Origin of the sequence: Sorangium sp. So ce834 (genome assembly GCF_051521425.1) — a bacterium.
Classification (GTDB): Bacteria; Myxococcota_A; Polyangia; order Polyangiales; family Polyangiaceae; genus Sorangium; species Sorangium cellulosum_D.
This window is the reverse complement of sequence record NZ_CP150351.1, coordinates 13,637,999-13,654,166: the sequence shown is the minus strand read 5'-3', so window position 1 is coordinate 13,654,166 and position 16,168 is coordinate 13,637,999. Positions and strand designations below refer to the sequence as shown.

The window sequence follows — 16,168 nt, the reverse complement described above, 5'->3', positions numbered from 1 at the left end:
CGATCATGCGAGCCGTCGTCATTCGCGAGCCGGGCGGTCCCGAGGTCCTCGAGGTGCGCGAGGTGGACGCGCCCGACGTGCCCGAGGGGCACGTGCGCGTCGCCGTCCGCTTCGCCGGCGTGAACCGCGCCGATCTGCTGCAGCGGCTCGGCATGTACCCGGCGCCGCCCGGCGCGCCGCCCGACGTGCCGGGGCTCGAGTACGCCGGCGTCGTCGAGGCCGCGGGCAAGGGCGCGCGCCGCTTCGCGCCCGGCGATCGCGTCTTCGGCCTGGTCCCGGGCGGCGCCTACGCCGAGCGGATCGTCGCCCACGAGCGCGAGGTCGCGCCGGTGCCGGACGGGCTCTCCGACGAGGAGGCGGCGGCGGTCCCCGAGGCGTTCGTCACCGCCTACGACGCGCTCGTCACGCGCGCGCGGCTCGCCCCCGGCGAGCGCGTGCTCGTGCACGCGGCCGGCAGCGGCGTGGGCACGGCCGGCCTCCAGATCGCCCGCGCGCTCGGGTGCTTCGTCGTGGGGACGTCGCGCACGCAGGACAAGCTCGACCGCTGCCGGGAGCTCGGGCTCGACGCCGGGATCGCGGCGCCCGGCGGGAAGTTCGCCGACGAGGTGCTGAAGGCGACGTGCGGCGCGGGCGTCGACGTGGTGCTCGACCTCGTCGGCGGCGCCTACGTCGCCGAGGGCCTCAAGGCGTGCGCGCCCCGGGCGCGCATCGCGCTCGTCGGGCTGACGGCCGGCGCGTCCGCGGAGCTCGACCTGCGCGAGCTCCTGCGCAAGCGCGTCGAGCTCATCGGCACCGTGCTCCGCTCGCGCCCGCTCGAGGAGAAGATCGCCGCGGCGCAGGCGCTCGAGCGGAACATCTCGCCGTGGCTCGCGCGCCGCGCCGTGCGGCCCGTCGTCGACCGGGTCTTCTCGATCGACGATGCCGCCGCAGCGCACATTTACATGGCCAGCAACGCCTCGTTCGGGAAGGTGCTGCTCCGCATCGGCGCGTGAGCGGGCGGGTGCGGCGTCACCCGCCGGGGCCGAGCAGCTTCGCCAGCGCGCCGGCCTCGGCGTCGTGCGCGTCGGCCTCGGCGGCCGGCGTCCACGACATGTCGAGCTCGAGCCGGTACGAGCCCTCGAACGCGTGGGGCGGCGCGCCGCCCCACTCCTCGGGCGAGAGCATCGAGAGGTAGCGGACGCCGTCGCCGCGCCGGTAGAGGTGGTAGACGTGGCCGGGCCGCTTCTTGAAGTTGCACGCCGCCCGGTGGAGCTCGCCGTCGCGCTGCGCCGCCTCGAGGACCTGCCGCGCCTGCTCCTGCAGCGACCGGATCTGCCGGGCGATCTGCGCGAGCTTGCCGCCGGTGACCGCGCCGAGCAGCGCGTCGGCCTGCTGGATCTCGCGCGCCACGTCGACCAGCTCGTGCGGCGCGGAGAGCCGGCTCAGGGGGTACGGCGAGGTGCGGGCGGGCCCCTCGTGGCGGCCGCCGCCGTGCTTCGTGAAACCGTCGTCGCTCATGCGGAGACCCTGAGCTTAGTGCAGCGCGCCCCCGCGCTGTAGCGATGACGTCACGGGTCGGGGCAGCCGTCCTCGTCCTCGACGCCGTCCTCGTCTTCCTTCTGCGCCGGGCAGCGGTCCTCGTCGTCGAGGACGCCGTCCTCGTCGTTGTCCCCCTCGGGGCAGCCGTCCTCGTCCTGGAAGCCGTCGCGATCCTCCGCGAGCTCGCGGCACTGGTCGACGTCGTCGTCCACGCCGTCGCCGTCGGCGTCGTGGACGCGCGGCGTCCACGCGACCGAGAGGACCGCGCGCAGCGGCGCGGTGCCGACGCCGCCCACGAGCGCGGTGCCGACGCCGCCCAGGAACGAGACGTCGCCGAGCGCGTAGCGCGCTGCCAGGCCGAGCTCCAGCGCGGCCGTCTCCTGGTTCTCGAACGGCGCGATCGGCGAGAGCGGCAGGTGCCCGTGCGCCTCCAGGAAGAGCGTGGCGCGCCCCTCCGGATCGATGCCCAAGATCTGCGGCCGGAACGAGAGGCCCAGGCCGAAGGGGAGCTCGTGGCCGAACACCGTCGGGCACGGGTCCCCCGCGGCGGTGACCGGGGTCGCCCGGCACGCGAAGCGGGCCTCGTCGGCGCGGAGCTTGAGCCCGGCCGCGAGGTGCGCGCCGAACGCGATCAGGCGGTACTCGGCGAGGAGCCTGAGCTCGTTCGTGATGCTCCCCTCGCCCACGAACGACGCCTCGTCGCCCGTGGGCAGCGTGAGGCGCTCGTGCAGCGCGAGCGCGAGCCCGCCGAGCTCGCCGCCGGTGGGCTGCACGAGCGTGAGCTTGCCGACGAGGCCGAGATCGCCGAGCGCCTGCGCCGGGACCCACGTGTCGCCGAGCACCCGCGTGGCGTCGGACGTGGGCGCGTCGCCGGACTGGTAGAGGACCACCGGCAGCGTGAGCCCCACGAGCAGGCGCCGCGCGATGCCCACGCCGGCCGCGAAGTCCGCGCTGACCTGGTGGCGGAGGACGTCGAAGCGGGCCTCATCCGAGGCCGGATGGCGGAGCACGATGGGGCGGTAGGCGTAGGAGGCCCAGAGGCTCGCGCTCCACTCGCCCGTGTCCGGGGTGGAGGCGGGCTCCGAGTAGACGCCGGACCCGGGGTCGATCGAGGCGCGGAACCCGCGGAGGTCCGCCGACGGCTGGGCGGCGGCGGGCGAGGCCACGGAGACGGCGAGCAGCGAGGACAGGGCGATGGCGCTCGGTCGCATGGCCGGAGGAGACTAGACCAGCGCCGGGGAAAGTGGGGCTCGAGTCGCCCGCGGCGCGCCGCGCCGCTCCCGCCAGCGCGCGGCGCCCCCGCCCGCGCCGGCGCGGCGGACAACCGACGAGCGGCCGGCGGCGTCCCCCGAAACATCGCGTTCCGCCGCGGGTTGTGCGATAGCGGGGGCATGGACTCCATCCGGATCCGGGGCGGCAAGCCGCTCTCCGGCAAGATCCGCATCAGCGGCGCGAAGAACGCGGCGCTGCCGATCCTCTGCGCGACGCTGCTCTCCGACGGCGAGAGCCTGCTCCGCAACGTGCCCGCGCTCCGCGACATCGACACGACCTCCGCGCTGCTCCGGTTCCTCGGCCGCAACGTCGAGGTCGCGCCGCCGCTCGTCAAGGTCGGCGCCGGCGACAACGTGCGGCCCGAGGCCCCGTACGAGCTCGTCAAGCAGATGCGCGCGAGCGTGATGGTCCTCGGCCCGCTGCTCGCGCGCTTCGGCCGCGCCAAGGTGTCGCTCCCCGGCGGCTGCCAGATCGGCACGCGCCCGGTCGATCAGCACCTCAAGGGGCTCGAGGCGCTCGGCGCGACGATCCGGCTGTCGCGCGGCTACATCGTCGCGGAGTGCAAGCGGCTGCGCGGCGCCGAGGTGGTGTTCGATCTGCCGACGGTGACCGGCACCGAGAACCTGATGATGGCCGCCGCGCTCGCGAAGGGCCGCACCACGCTGGTGAACTGCGCCCGCGAGCCCGAGGTCGAGGAGCTCGGCCGGGTGCTCAACAAGATGGGCGCGCGCGTGAGCGGCGCCGGCACGGACGTCATCCACATCGAGGGCGCCGACGAGCTCGAGCCGTTCGACCACGCGATCATCTCGGATCGGATCGAGGCCGGCACGTACATGGTCGCGGCGGCCGCCGCCGGCGGCGACGTGCTGATCGAGAACGCGCCGCTCGAGGACCTCGAGGCCGTCGCGGCCAAGCTCCGCCAGGCGGGCGTCGAGGTGGGCCGCGAGGGCGACTGCGTGCGCGTCCGCCGCGACGGCCGGCCGCTGCGCGCCGTCGACGTCACGACCGCGCCTCACCCCGGCTTCCCGACCGACATGCAGGCGCAGTTCATGGTCCTGATGTGCCTCGCGCAGGGCACGTCGCGCATCGTCGAGACCATCTTCGAGAACCGCTTCATGCACGTGCCCGAGCTCGCGCGCATGGGGGCGCACATCGACGTGGACGGCCACACGGCGCACGTCCACGGCGGCGCGCCGCTGTCGGGCGCGACCGTGATGGCGACGGATCTGCGCGCGAGCGCCTCGCTCGTCATCGCCGGGCTCGTGGCGACCGAGGGCGAGACCGAGGTGCTGCGCGTCTACCACCTGGACCGCGGCTACGAGTTCATGGAGCGCAAGCTCGCGCAGCTCGGCGCCGACACGGTGCGGGTCGAGGGGCGGGCCGGATGACGAAGCCGCTCACCATCGCCGTGCCCAAGGGGCGGATCCTGAAGGATCTGATCCCGCTCGTGCAGCGCGCCGGCCTCGACAGCACGCCGCTCCAGGAGAACGATCGCCGCCTGGTCCGGCCCACGGCGGACGGCGCCTTCCGGTACGTGTTCCTGAAGCCCGACGACGTGCCGACCTACGTCGAGTACGGCGCCGCCGACCTCGGGGTCTCCGGCCGCGACACGCTCCTCGAGCGCCGCCACGATCTCTACACGCCGCTCGATCTCGGGATCGGCCGCTGCCGCCTCGTCGTGGCCGGGCCGGAGGGGACGCCGATCCCCGACCTGCCGCGCGTCGCCACGAAGTACCCGCGGATCGCCGGGGATCACTTCGCGAGCAAGGGCGTGGTGGCCGAGATCATCCCCGTCCACGGCTCCGTGGAGCTCGCGCCGCTCGTCGGCCTCTCCCACCTGATCGTCGATATCGTCGAGACGGGCGCCACGCTCCGCGAAAATCGCCTCGAGGTGCTCGAGACGGTCACCGAGGTGAGCACCCTTCTCATCGCGAACCGCGCGTCGTACAAGCTGCGGAGCGACGCCGTGCGCCCGCTGGTCGAGCGCCTGCGGGCCGCGACGGCCGGCGTGGCGCGGTGACCGCCGCGGGCGCGCCCGCCGCCGCCGGCGGATGAGCCCGCCGATACCCGGGACACGAGAGAGAGGAGGCCCAGCTGCTACCGCTATTCGCCGCGCTCCCGGCCGACATCGACGCGTGGGTGGGCGGGGGGACCAGCATCGTCGCCGGCGTGCACCGCGATCCCCCGGGGACCCGCCGCCTCGACGCCATCGCCCAGGCCGAGGTCGGGCTGCGGCTCGCGAGCGAGTCGCTGTATTTCCGGCTCGATCTCGACATGCAGGCCACCTCGGCGCCGCTCGGCCTGCCGGCGTTCGGCCTGCCGGCGTTCGTCTACCCCGAGTGGTCGCTGCCCGCGCAGGAGCTCAAGATCGGCCCGCCCGAGTGGGCGATGCTCCAGATCGGCCGCGAGGACTACCACCTCCGGCTGGGCATCGTCTCGCACGCGATTGGCATCGAGGACTGGGACAGCTGGACCAACTACTTCCCGACCTTCTCGACGATGATCAGCACGGTCCCCGGCCGGATGCTCGGCGTCGAGCCCGGGCTCGTCCTCGGCGAGGGATACGAGATCAACGTCTTCGGCGGCTTCGACCTCGACGTCGACGCGCCGACGTTCGGCGCCGGCCTGACCACGATGCAGGCGCTCTGGTCGACCTGGTCGGGCGTGGCGTTCTATCCGACGATCGATTTCTACTCGGCGGTCGTGGCCCTGGAGCTCTACCCGGCCGAGGCGCTGTCGGTGTCGATCGACGGCAGCGTCGGGCTGGTCGGCGCGGCGGACGAGGCCGGAGCGATCGAGCTCAAGCCGTGGGTGGGCGGCGAGGTCATCGCCAATATCCTTCCGAGCATGCCAATCCATCCGCTCGTCCGAGTCCAGGCTCTCCACGAGCACGAGGGCGCGCTCTCTGCGTTCCTGTTCGCGCCCCAGCCGAGCGTCTCCGCGAGCGCCGGGCTCACCTTCACGCCGTTCGACGAGCTCAAGATCAGCCTCGAAGGCAAGGCCTCCAAGGTCGGGGACGACATCCTGCCCGGCCTGTTCGCCCTCGTGGCCCTCCGCCGGCCCGAGCCGCCCCCGTACGCCGCCAAGTGACGAGAAGACGGCAGCGGCGCTGTGGGCGCGGGACGCCGTCGCCGTCAGCGCCCGTCGCCGCGCGCCTGACAGCGACGGAGGCAGATGGCGTCGAGCGCCGCTGCGTCGCACTTTTCCATCGATGCGGCGGGCGACACGAAACACTCGAAACGGAGCGAGCGCGCAACCACGTCACCACGTAACCACGTCACCACGCGACCAGCGCCGGCGGCCCTGTTTTTCGCGTCTCGCGGGGCTCGCCCTTGTGATAGGGTTGCGGCCCCTCTCATGAAAATCCACGAGTATCAAGGCAAGCAGCTCTTCGCGCGCTACGGGGTGCCGGTACCGAAAGGGGAGCCCGCTTTCCAGGCGAGCGAGGTGGCGCCGATCGCCGACCGGCTGATCGCGCAGACGGGCAACCCGGTCGTCGTCGTGAAGGCGCAGATCCACGCGGGCGGCCGCGGCAAGGGCGGCGGCGTGAAGGTCGCGAAGGGCGGCAGCGCCGAAGCGACCGCCCTCGCCGAGAAGATCCTCGGCATGCAGCTCGTCACCAAGCAGACGGGCCCCGAGGGGCAGAAGGTCCGCCGGCTCTACATCGAGCAGGGCCTCGACATCGCGCGCGAGCTCTACTTCGCGATGCTGGTCGATCGCGAGCGCCGCCGCATCGCGGTGATCGCCTCGACCGAGGGCGGCATGGACATCGAGGAGGTGGCCCACAGCACGCCGGAGAAGATCTTCAAGCTCTTCATCGATCCGGTGCTCGGCCTCGCCCCGTACCAGGGGCGGCAGCTCGCGATCGCGCTCGGGCTCACCGCGAAGGAGACGCAGCGCCAGTTCCTCAAGCTCGTGGCCTCGCTCTACGCGTGCTTCACCGCGGAGGACTGCTCGCTGCTCGAGATCAACCCGCTCGTCGTGACCGGCGCGGGGGACGTCTTCGCGCTCGACGCGAAGGTGAGCTTCGACGACAACGCCGAGTTCCGGCACCCCGAGTGGAACGCGATGCGCGACGTCGACGAGGAGGATCCGGTCGAGCTCCAGGCGAAGCGGTCCGGGCTCTCCTACGTGTCGCTCGACGGCGACATCGGCTGCCTCGTGAACGGCGCCGGGCTCGCGATGGCGACGATGGATATCATCCTCCATTACGGCGGCAGGCCGGCGAACTTCCTCGACGTCGGCGGCGGCGCCTCGCAGGAGCAGGTCAAGACCGCGTTCCAGATCATCCTCCGGAGCGAGCGGGTCCGCGGCATCTTCGTGAACATCTTCGGCGGCATCATGCGCTGCGACGTCGTCGCGGCCGGGGTGATCGCCGCGGCGAAGGAGCTCGGGCTCAAGGTGCCTCTCGTGGTCCGCCTCGAGGGGACCAACGTCGAGGCCGGCCGCAAGCTGCTCGACGAGAGCGGCCTGACCATCCAGTCGGCGAGCTCCATGGCCGACGGCGCGCAGAAGATCGTCGCCGCCACGCGCGGCAAGGCCCAGGGCGGCGCCTAGGCGCCCGCGAGCACCGAGCCCCGAACCCAGTTGAGCAGCGAGCGACCGGCGATAGCCGAGCTCCTGTCCACGTTGAAGGTAGAGTAATCAAGCGATGAGCATCCTCGTCAACAAGGACACGCGGGTCGTCTTCCAGGGCATCACGGGCGCCTACGGGTCGCAGCACGCCCGCGCCTGCATCGAGTACGGGACCAAGGTCGTCGCCGGCGTGACGCCCGGTCGCGGCGGCCAGCGCTTCGAAGACAAGGTGCCGATCTTCGACACGGTCGAGCAGGCCGTGCGCAACGAGGGCGCCGATGTCTCGTGCATCTTCGTGCCGCCGGTCGGCGCCGCGGACGCGATCACCGAGGCCGTGGACGCGGGCTGCAAGCTCGTCATCTGCATCACCGACGGCGTGCCGGTGCTCGACATGGTGCGGGTGCGTCGCTTCCTCGAGGGGAAGCCGGCGCGCCTCATCGGGCCGAACTGTCCGGGGGTGATCACGCCGGGCGAGTGCAAGATCGGGATCATGCCGGGCCACATCCACAAGAAGGGGAACATCGGCGTGCTCTCCCGCTCGGGGACGCTGACCTACGAGGCGGTCGGCCAGCTGAGCGCGCTCGGCATCGGCCAGTCGAGCTGCGTGGGCATCGGCGGCGATCCGGTCGGCGGCATGGACTTCATCGACGTGCTCGAGCTCTTCAACCAGGATCCCGAGACGCACGGGGTCGTGCTGATCGGCGAGATCGGCGGCACGGCGGAGCAGCGGGCCGCGGCGTGGATCAAGAAGAACATGAAGAAGCCGGTGGCCGCGTTCATCGCCGGCCGCGCGGCGCCTCCGGGCAAGCGCATGGGCCACGCCGGCGCGATCATCGCGGGCGGTGAGGGCACCGCGGCCGAGAAGATCGCGGCGCTCGAGGCGGCGGGGGCCAAGGTGGCCACCACGCCGGCCGAGATGGGCATCGCCATGCAGGCGGCGCTGGCGGCGGCACGCTGAACCCACGCAAGGGCAGAGCCCGTCCCATGCGGACGGCGCTCTGCTCCTGGGAAATATTCTGCCTTCACCGGCTCCCCTGCTCGGGCAGCGCACGCGGCGAGCAGCGCGCGAGGTGAGCTCTTCCGGGATGGCAGTGGCCGGGATGGATTCCTGATCAGCGCAGCGCTCCGCGCGGCGAGCGGCGAGCGGCCTCGACATGCGGCTGTTGCGCCGCGAAACTGGCTCTTATAGCGTGGCCGTCCACGCGTGCTCGGCCAGGTCCTCGACGGGAAGTACACCATCGTCCGCCTCCTCGGGCAGGGCGGTATGGGCTCGGTGTATGAGGCGATCGAGCTCGTCTCTGACCGGCGCGTCGCGATCAAGGTCATTCGCGCGGAGAAGAAGCTCAGCGACGATCTCGTACGCCGCTTCCGGCGCGAGGCGAAGGCGGCCATGGCCGCAGCCTCGCCGCACATCGCTCAGGTGCTCGACGCCGGGGTCGAGCCGGCGACGGGAGCCCCGTATATGGCGATGGAGTACCTCGCCGGAGGAGATCTGGAGGATCTGCTCCGTCGCCTGGGGCCGCTTCCGCCCGACCTGGCGCTCCGGATCGTCGGCCAGGCGTGCATGGGCGTGCAGCACGCCCACGGGGCGGGCATCGTGCACCGGGACATCAAGCCGGCGAACCTGTTCCTTGCCCGCGGCCATGGCGGGGAGATCGTGGTCAAGGTCCTCGACTTCGGGATCGCCAAGATCCGGACGGATCCCGCCTACGGCATCGATACGACAGGACTGACGAGCTCGGGGACTTTGCTCGGATCGCCGGTTTACATGTCGCCCGAGCAGGCGCGGGGCATCAAGACCATCGATCACCGGACCGACATCTGGTCGCTCGGCGTCGTGCTCTATCGCGCGCTCACCGGCCGCACGCCGCATCAAGGGGCCGACGCGATCGGCGCTCTCATCCTGGCCATCTGCACCAGACCGCCGCCGCTCGTGCAAGATCTCGCGCCCTGGGTGCCGACCGAGGTCGCGTTCCTTTGCCATACCGCGCTCAGGATCGAGGCCGACGGTCGCTTCCGGAGCGCCGAGGCGATGCTGCACGGTATCCGGGCGCTCACGCCCGAAGGCCTCGGCCTGCGCGAGGACATGCTCGCCCCGCTCACCGAGGCGGAGCGCACGGCCGTCGCGCATCGGCTCGACTGCGCCACGACGCAGATCCTATCGAGTCCGTCTGCCGCCGCCAGCGTGCAGCCCGATCTCCCCCCGCGCGACACGGCCGTCGCGAGCCAGGCGCTCCAGGCGGCCTCCCCAGGCGAGGCTCGCGTGAACCCGGCGCCAGGGCCCGTCCAACCCGGCGCGACGCCGCGGGAAGCCGGCGGCAGGATCCGACGCATGGGAGCGCTCGGCGCCGCGCTGACGCTGGCGCTGGGCGGCGCGGCGGTCGCAGCGATGGCGCTCCGCGAGGCAGGCGCGCGCGCCGGCGCGCGGCCCGAGGAGCAGCAGCACGAGGCGCAACCCCCGGCTGCGCAGCCCGAAGCCGTCGCGCCGGCGAGCGTGTCGAGCGTCGCCGTCCGGATCTCGCCGCAGGATGCGTCCGTGGAGGTCGACGGCGTGAGGAAGGATCCGAACGACGGAGCCATCGAGCTCACGGGCGCGCTCGGGACAGTGCGCCGCGTCCGTCTCTTCAAGGATGGATCCGAGCTGGTCGAGGAGGTCGTGATCACCCCACAGGGCGCGCAGCCGGGAGCCCTGGAGCTCGCCGCAGCCGCGCACAGGCGGCGCGACGCCGTGGAGAACGCGCCGCCCTCCTCTGCCGTCGTGCGCAGCGGCATTGCGCCTCAGAATCGTAAGAAAAAGAGGGTGACGGTCACCCGATCGCCGCCGGCGCCCACGGCCACTGCAACTGCGGCGCCCCCGCCCAGGGAGATCACCGCCCCGGCGATCTCGGACATCGTCGAACCCTACAAGTAGGGAGCGCGCCCGCGCGTCGCAGCGCTGACTGCGCGCGCGGACGCCCTCGCGCTCACTCGAGCGGGATCGTCCGCCGCTCGGCCGAGCTCCTCATCGCGGCCTCGATGATGCGGATCACGTCGCGCGCCTCCTCGGCGCGCACCGGCGGCGGGGCGCCGTCGAGGATCGCGTCCGCGATCCCTTCGTAATAGGCCTCGTAGGCGCCGGGCAGGCTCTCGATCGCGCGCCGCTCGCCGCTCGCCGTGACCAGCGTGCCGAACCAGCGCGGATCCTCCCTCCCCCACTCCGGCGTGCCGGGGCGCTTGCCCGCCTTCAGGGCCTCCTCCTGGCCGTCGATGCCGTACTTGAGGAAGCTCCCGCCGTCGCCGTGGACCGCGAAGCGCGGGCCCGGCTCGCACGCCAGCGTGGAGGAGCGCACGACCACCCGGCGCCTGCCGTAGTCGAGCGTGAGGTGGAAGTAATCGACGGCGCGCGCCTCGGGCCGCTGGGCCAGGAGGTCGGCGGTGACGGCGCGCGGCGGGCCGAAGAGCACCAGGGCCTGATCGATCAGGTGCGCGCCGAGGTCGTACAGGATGCCCGAGCCCGGGGCCGCCTCCTCTCGCCAGCCTTGCTTGATGGCGGGGCGGAACCGGTCGAAGTGCGCCTCGTACGAGGCCACCTGGCCGAGCAGGCCCTGCTCGACGCAGTGGCGCACGGTGCGGAAGTCCGCGTCCCAGCGGCGGTTCTGGAACACCGAGAGGAGCCGGCCGCGGCGGGCGGCCAGCGCGATGAGCTCGTCCGCCTCGGCGCTCGTGATCGTGAACGGCTTGTCGACGACCACGTGCTTGCCCGCCTCGAGCGCCGCGCGCGCGAGCGGGACATGGGTCTCGTTGGGCGAGGCGATGACCACGAGGTCGATCCCGGGCTCGGCGATCAGCACCTCGGGCGTCGGATGCACGGCGACGCCCGAGTGATCGGTCATGACCTGGCCCTCCCGTCGGGTCGCGATGGCGGCGAGGCGCAGCCGCGGGATGGCCCGGATCAGCGGGGCGTGAAAGACGGCGCCGGCGAGGCCGTAGCCGACGAGGCCGACATAGACGCGCTGGGACATGGCTGGCGAGCTCGCCGCGGACGCTAGCCCGAAGAGCCACTGGGGGGAAGCCCGGCGGCGCAGGCGGGCCGCCAGGGGCGTCCGCAACGCTCGCGCTCGTGACGGGCGAACCGCCGAGCGCGTCCGCAACGCTCGCGATCGCGCCTGGCGAACCGCCACGAGCGTCCACAGCGATCGTGATTCCAATGTGTCGCACTGCCAAAGGCCCCTTCGACGCTCACGATCTCACCGCAGAGGCCCCGCGCGACCGAGGATCGCGGGGGAGGTGTGGTTGCCGCGCTCCCGATGTCGCCGCCCCTACCCCTCATCGCCGCGGCGCGCGCGCGTCCGTACAGACGCAGCGGAGCGCTTGCGATAGCCTGCTCCGCTTGGAGGCTTTGATGCACGCCAAGCGCGTCGTTTCTGCGGTCGCCCTGACCGCTCTGATCGCCGGCAGCTCGCTCTCGGCCGGCTGCAAGAGCAGCGCTGAGGCCAGCGTGACCGAGGAGTCGGTCGAGGCGGCCCCGGTCGCCCTCGAAGAGCCACTCACCGAGGAGCACGACGGCGGCTCGGTCGCGTGGGAGATCGCCCCCGACGGCGCCGTGCGGGCGCTCGTGAAGGCGCCCGACGGCAAGCCCATCGACAAGGACGTGAGCGGCACGCTCACCTGGAGAGGGCCGAACGGCGAGGAGAAGGTCCCGCTCGCGCTCGACGCGAAGACAGGGCTCCTCGTCGCGGCCGGGCCCAAGCTCGAGGCCGACCTCACCGAGGTGCAGTACAACGTCGTCGTCGCCGGGAAGCCGTGGAATGGCACGCTCCACGTGCCCGCCGGGGGCACGAGGGTCATCGTCGAGGGCGCGCGCAAGGCCGAGAAGAGGCCCATCCCCGCGGGCAAGACGGGCCCGAACGGCGGGATCATCCAGGTGGTCGGCGACGACACGATCGAGGTGGTCGCGGACAAGGCCTCCGGTCAGGTGCGGGTGTACGTCCTCGACGCGAACCTCAAGCCCATCCCCGTCGGCGACCGCAAGATCAAGCTCGGCTTCGTGGGCTCGAGCTCCGAGGTCGTCGTGCTGACCCCCGGCCCCGGCGGCCTCTACTGCGTCGGCACGGTCGCGGCCAAGGTGAACCCCGTGAAGCTCACCGTCGTCGTGGCGCACCCGACCCACGCCGACGTGGTGCTCGTCGGCTACCGCCCCGGCGTGCACGTCGTGGTCGGCCCGGCCGCGCCGGCCCTGAACGTGATCGTGGCGACGACGTGGAGCGTGGGCGTCAAGGTCAATGCGGCCCCAGGCGTGGTGGTGGTCCACGACGACGATGACGACGATGACGACGGGCGAGCGGTCCACATCCACGTGCACGGCAAGCACAAGCACAAGCACAAGCACAAGCACCACCACCACCCCCACCACCGCCACTAGGGCCCTCGCGCGGCGCTGGGCGGCCTACCTCTCCGCCGAGGTCGACGCCGCCTCGCTCGCCGTCTTCCGCATCGCCTATGGCTCCCTGATCGCGTGGGAGGTCGTCCGGTACGTCCTCCACGACCGGATCTACCGCTATTACATCGAGCCTGGCTTCTACTTCAGCTTCGTCCCCTTCATCCGCCCCTGGGGCGGGACGGGGATGTACTGGCACTTCGCCGCCCTCTTCGTCCTCTCGCTCCTCTGCGCCGCCGGGCTCTTCTACCGGGTGAGCGCCGCGCTCCTCTGCGCCGCGCTCGCGTATGTCTTCCTCCTCGACAAGGCCCAGTACCTCAACCACCTCTATCTCCTCTGCCTCCTCGGCCTGCTGCTCGCCGTCGCCCCGGCGCACCGCGCCCTCTCGCTCGATCGCCTCCGCGCGCGCCGCGCCTCGCCGGCCGGCGCGCCCGCCGAGACGGCGCCGCGCCTCTACCTGTTCGCCCTCAAGGCCCAGATCGCGATCGTCTACTTCTACGGCGGCGTCGCGAAGCTGAACGGCGACTGGCTCCGGGGACAGCCGCTCACCATGTGGCTCGCCGAGCACCGCGGCGCGCCCCTCGTCGGGCCGCTCCTCGCCACGCCGGCCGCGGGGCTCGCGCTCTCGTGGGCCGGGCTGCTCATCGACCTCTCGATGGGCTTTCTGCTCTTCTCCCGACGCACCTTCCCGATCGGCGCGGCGCTCGCCGTGGTCTTCAACCTCTCCAACGCTCTCCTCTTCAAGATCGGGATCTTCCCCTACGCGATGATCGCCTCGCTCGCGCTCTTCGCCGATCCCTCGTGGCCGAGGCGGCGTCTCCCGTTCCTCTTCCGGAGCGCGGACCGCCCGGGCGATGGCGCCGAGGTCCCCTCGCCCGCGGCGGGGCGGCGGCGCGGCCTGCCGCTCGCGCTGCTCCACGGGTATCTCCTGGTCCACCTCGCGGTGCCGCTCCGCCACTGGGCGTATCCGGGCGACGTCGCCTGGAACGAGGCCGGACACCGCTTCTCGTGGCGGATGAAGCTGCGCGACAAGGACGTGAGCGAGCTCGACGTCCGCGTGCTGGATCCGCGGACCGGCGTGCGCGAGTCGCTCGACCTCGAGGCGTGGCTCACCGATCGCCAGCTCGGGGAGATGAGCGCGCGGCCCGACATGATCGTCGACTTCGCGCACCACGTGGCCGATCGCTGGCGGGAGGACTTCGGCGTGCGGCCGATCGTCACGGCCAAGGTCGTCGCGTCGCTGAACGGAGGGCCGTACCGCGATCTCGTCGACCCGACGCTGGATCTGGCGTCGCAACCGAGAGGGCTGCTCGCGGTCGTGCAGCCCCCCTAACCCCGCGTCGCCCAAGTAACCCCAACGACAATCTTGCGCGTCGAAGAGGTTGTCTTCGCTCTACAGCCTCTGGACTGCAGGCGTGCCTCGGCGCCTCGTGTGCTCCCCGACCGATTGGGCGCGAGGGCGCTCTCGAATCAGCTTGTCATCGTTGCAGGATTGCAGCACCATTCACGCGTCTTGGGAGGTGATCCGTGTCGAAGCTCGATGGGCAATACTCCGGTGCTGCACTGCACTCCTTCATCCGCGGCCTCGAGCGATCACAAACGCTCATCGACCGGATCCTCGAGGCTCATGACCTGGATGGAATCGACGAGGACGCGTGGTACCCGCTGGAGACGGCTCGATCCATCTTCATGGCCGTCGGCGCACAGGTCGGCGACGTGGTCCTCCACGCGGTCGGGATGAAGATCATGGAATCGGCGATGCTTCCTCCGGAGATCAAGGACCCGAAGGGCGCTTTGGCCGGCCTGAACACGGCATACCGCATGAACGTCCGAGGATCCGAGATAGGCTACATCGCCACCACCTTCGAGGACGAGCGCAGCGCGGTCATCCGCTACGCAACCCCGTTGTTTCCATGTGCGCTGTGCCGCGGCGTCGTCCAGGGGTGCTTCAAGAAATTCGGAGAGAGAGCTCTGCTCGAGCACGGCACCGATGGCTGCATGGACAAAGGCGCGCCATTGTGCACGTTTCACATCACATGGTGACATGGCCAACCTGATGACGACATCGGTAAGCGAGCACATCGAGCAGGCGTCCGACGAGCTCTCCGCGGAGCTCTGTGAGCAGCTCGTGAAGCGGCGCGGGGGGGCGTTCGCCAGCATGGGTGCCCCGGCCGCACGGCGGCTCGTCGCCAAGCTCTTGGCCGCCCTCGCGGCCGACGTCGAGCACGGCGCGAACGAGCAGACCCGGAGGGCCGTGGCGGAGCTCCTCGATGTCCCTCAGTCCGTACAGATCGGCTGGCACGATCTGCGCCTGTTGCTCACGTCGCTGCGCAAGGCGCTCTTCGCGAGGTTGGATCACGAACGCGACGTCCCGCCGTCCGCGACGCGCGCGTTGGAGGACCTGCTGTCCCATGCCACGTTTCAAATCGGGCTAGGGTTCGTCACGCAGCGCGAAGAGATCATCGAGAAGCAGGCGGGCCAGCTGGAGGTCCGGCTCGCCGAGCTCGCGGCGCTGGACGCCGAGAAGACCCGCGTCCTCGAGCAGGCGCAAGAGCTGAGCCAGAGGCTCGACAGCATCCTGGCGAACGTGCCGGCGCTCGTGTGGGAGACGCGGTTCGGCGACGGCTCCGCGACGCCGAGCGCTCAATTCGTCAGCGAGTATGTCAAGGTGCTCACCGGATACGACGTGGCCGAGTGGTATTCGACGAGCGAGTTCTGGCTGACCATCACCCACCCCGACGACAAGCGGCGGGCGCTGGCCGAGACCGGCGCGATGCTGGCTGCCGACGGGGGCGTCTGCTCCGTTCGATGGATCACCAAGGACGGGCGCACAATCCACGTGGAGATCAGCCTGGTCCCCATCAAGGACGAGGCTGGCGCGCTCGTGGGCGTGCGCGGCGTGACCGTGGACGTCACCTCGCGCAGGCAAGCAGCGGAGGCTGAAGGGGCGGCGCGGCTCAGGGAAGAGATCATCCGCATGCAGGCGGCGCGGCTGGACGAGCTGTCCGCGCCGTTCATTCCGATCACGGAGAAGGTCATGGTCATGCCGCTCATCGGCGGCATCGATCATGAGCGCGCGCAGCGGGTGATCGATGCGCTGCTTCAAGGGGTCGAGAGGACCGGCGCGAGCGTGGCCATCATCGACATCACGGGCGTCCGCGAGGTCGATAGCCACACGGCGGACGTCGTCCTCCGGGCGGCAAAGTCGGTTCGGCTCCTCGGGGCGCAGGTGGTGCTCACCGGGATTCGCCCCGAGGTGGCCCAGACGCTCGTTCACCTGGGCATCGATCTGAGCGGCCTCGTGACGAAGGGCACCTTGCAAAGCGGCATCGCTCACGCGGTGAGCAGCGCCTGGTAGGCAGCTCCGGGCGCGGCAGCGGCGCCGCC

Annotated in this window: 14 protein-coding genes; 11 read left to right on the top strand and 3 right to left on the bottom strand. The window is 71.6% G+C overall.

Annotated elements, in window-relative coordinates; genetic code table 11:
* Nucleotides 1-5 precede the first annotated feature (5 nt).
* Complete coding sequence (locus tag WMF20_RS49990) at nucleotides 6-992, top strand: NAD(P)H-quinone oxidoreductase (RefSeq protein ID WP_437609228.1); 987 nt, start codon at nucleotides 6-8, stop codon at nucleotides 990-992.
* Between the two features lie 16 nt (nucleotides 993-1,008).
* On the opposite strand, the gene WMF20_RS49985 is transcribed toward WMF20_RS49990, so the two are convergent.
* Both WMF20_RS49985 and WMF20_RS49980 read right to left on the bottom strand, forming a co-directional pair.
* Entirely contained in the window at nucleotides 1,009-1,497 is a 489-nt protein-coding gene (locus WMF20_RS49985) for a DUF2452 domain-containing protein (RefSeq protein WP_437609226.1), read from the bottom strand.
* A 50-nt stretch (nucleotides 1,498-1,547) separates the two neighbouring features.
* Nucleotides 1,548-2,729, bottom strand: a complete 1,182-nt coding sequence (locus WMF20_RS49980) for a hypothetical protein (RefSeq protein ID WP_437609224.1) — start codon at nucleotides 2,727-2,729, stop codon at nucleotides 1,548-1,550.
* A gap of 180 nt (nucleotides 2,730-2,909) precedes the next feature.
* On the opposite strand from WMF20_RS49980, the gene murA reads away from it, so the two are divergent.
* The 6 genes from murA to WMF20_RS49950 all read left to right on the top strand — a co-directional run bounded on the left by murA (nucleotide 2,910) and on the right by WMF20_RS49950 (nucleotide 10,276).
* Nucleotides 2,910-4,178, top strand: coding sequence for a UDP-N-acetylglucosamine 1-carboxyvinyltransferase (gene murA / locus WMF20_RS49975; RefSeq protein WP_129580859.1), 1,269 nt, complete (start codon nucleotides 2,910-2,912; stop codon nucleotides 4,176-4,178).
* A complete protein-coding gene (gene hisG, locus WMF20_RS49970) occupies nucleotides 4,175-4,810 on the top strand; it encodes an ATP phosphoribosyltransferase (protein WP_129580858.1) in 636 nt (211 codons plus the stop codon). Before murA ends, hisG begins: the two co-directional genes overlap by 4 nt.
* 119 nt (nucleotides 4,811-4,929) lie before the next feature.
* The gene (locus tag WMF20_RS49965) at nucleotides 4,930-5,880 is read left to right on the top strand and encodes a hypothetical protein (RefSeq protein WP_129580857.1); all 951 of its coding nucleotides are present in this window, start codon (nucleotides 4,930-4,932) and stop codon (nucleotides 5,878-5,880) included.
* A 267-nt stretch (nucleotides 5,881-6,147) separates the two neighbouring features.
* Nucleotides 6,148-7,347: an ADP-forming succinate--CoA ligase subunit beta gene (gene sucC / locus WMF20_RS49960; RefSeq protein WP_437609221.1), complete on the top strand. Its 1,200-nt coding sequence runs from the start codon at nucleotides 6,148-6,150 to the stop codon at nucleotides 7,345-7,347.
* 94 nt (nucleotides 7,348-7,441) lie between these two features.
* Complete coding sequence (sucD, locus tag WMF20_RS49955; protein ID WP_437609219.1) at nucleotides 7,442-8,323, top strand: succinate--CoA ligase subunit alpha; 882 nt, start codon at nucleotides 7,442-7,444, stop codon at nucleotides 8,321-8,323.
* Between the two features lie 246 nt (nucleotides 8,324-8,569).
* Nucleotides 8,570-10,276, top strand: a complete 1,707-nt coding sequence (locus WMF20_RS49950) for a protein kinase domain-containing protein (protein ID WP_437609217.1) — start codon at nucleotides 8,570-8,572, stop codon at nucleotides 10,274-10,276.
* Between the two features lie 52 nt (nucleotides 10,277-10,328).
* On the opposite strand, the gene WMF20_RS49945 is transcribed toward WMF20_RS49950, so the two are convergent.
* Nucleotides 10,329-11,366, bottom strand: coding sequence for an oxidoreductase (locus WMF20_RS49945; protein ID WP_437609215.1), 1,038 nt, complete (start codon nucleotides 11,364-11,366; stop codon nucleotides 10,329-10,331).
* Between the two features lie 380 nt (nucleotides 11,367-11,746).
* On the opposite strand from WMF20_RS49945, the gene WMF20_RS49940 reads away from it, so the two are divergent.
* The 4 genes from WMF20_RS49940 (at nucleotide 11,747) to WMF20_RS49925 (ending at nucleotide 16,139) form a co-directional block, all read left to right on the top strand.
* Nucleotides 11,747-12,766, top strand: coding sequence for a hypothetical protein (locus tag WMF20_RS49940; RefSeq protein WP_437609212.1), 1,020 nt, complete (start codon nucleotides 11,747-11,749; stop codon nucleotides 12,764-12,766).
* On the top strand, nucleotides 12,672-14,114 hold the full coding sequence (locus WMF20_RS49935; protein WP_437609210.1) for an HTTM domain-containing protein: 1,443 nt from the start codon (nucleotides 12,672-12,674) through the stop codon (nucleotides 14,112-14,114). The genes WMF20_RS49940 and WMF20_RS49935 overlap by 95 nt, the downstream gene beginning before the upstream one ends.
* Nucleotides 14,115-14,308: 194 nt before the next feature.
* Entirely contained in the window at nucleotides 14,309-14,824 is a 516-nt protein-coding gene (locus WMF20_RS49930; protein ID WP_437609208.1) for a hypothetical protein, read from the top strand.
* Between the two features lie 13 nt (nucleotides 14,825-14,837).
* Nucleotides 14,838-16,139: an STAS domain-containing protein gene (locus WMF20_RS49925; protein ID WP_437609205.1), complete on the top strand. Its 1,302-nt coding sequence runs from the start codon at nucleotides 14,838-14,840 to the stop codon at nucleotides 16,137-16,139.
* Nucleotides 16,140-16,168 lie beyond the last annotated feature (29 nt).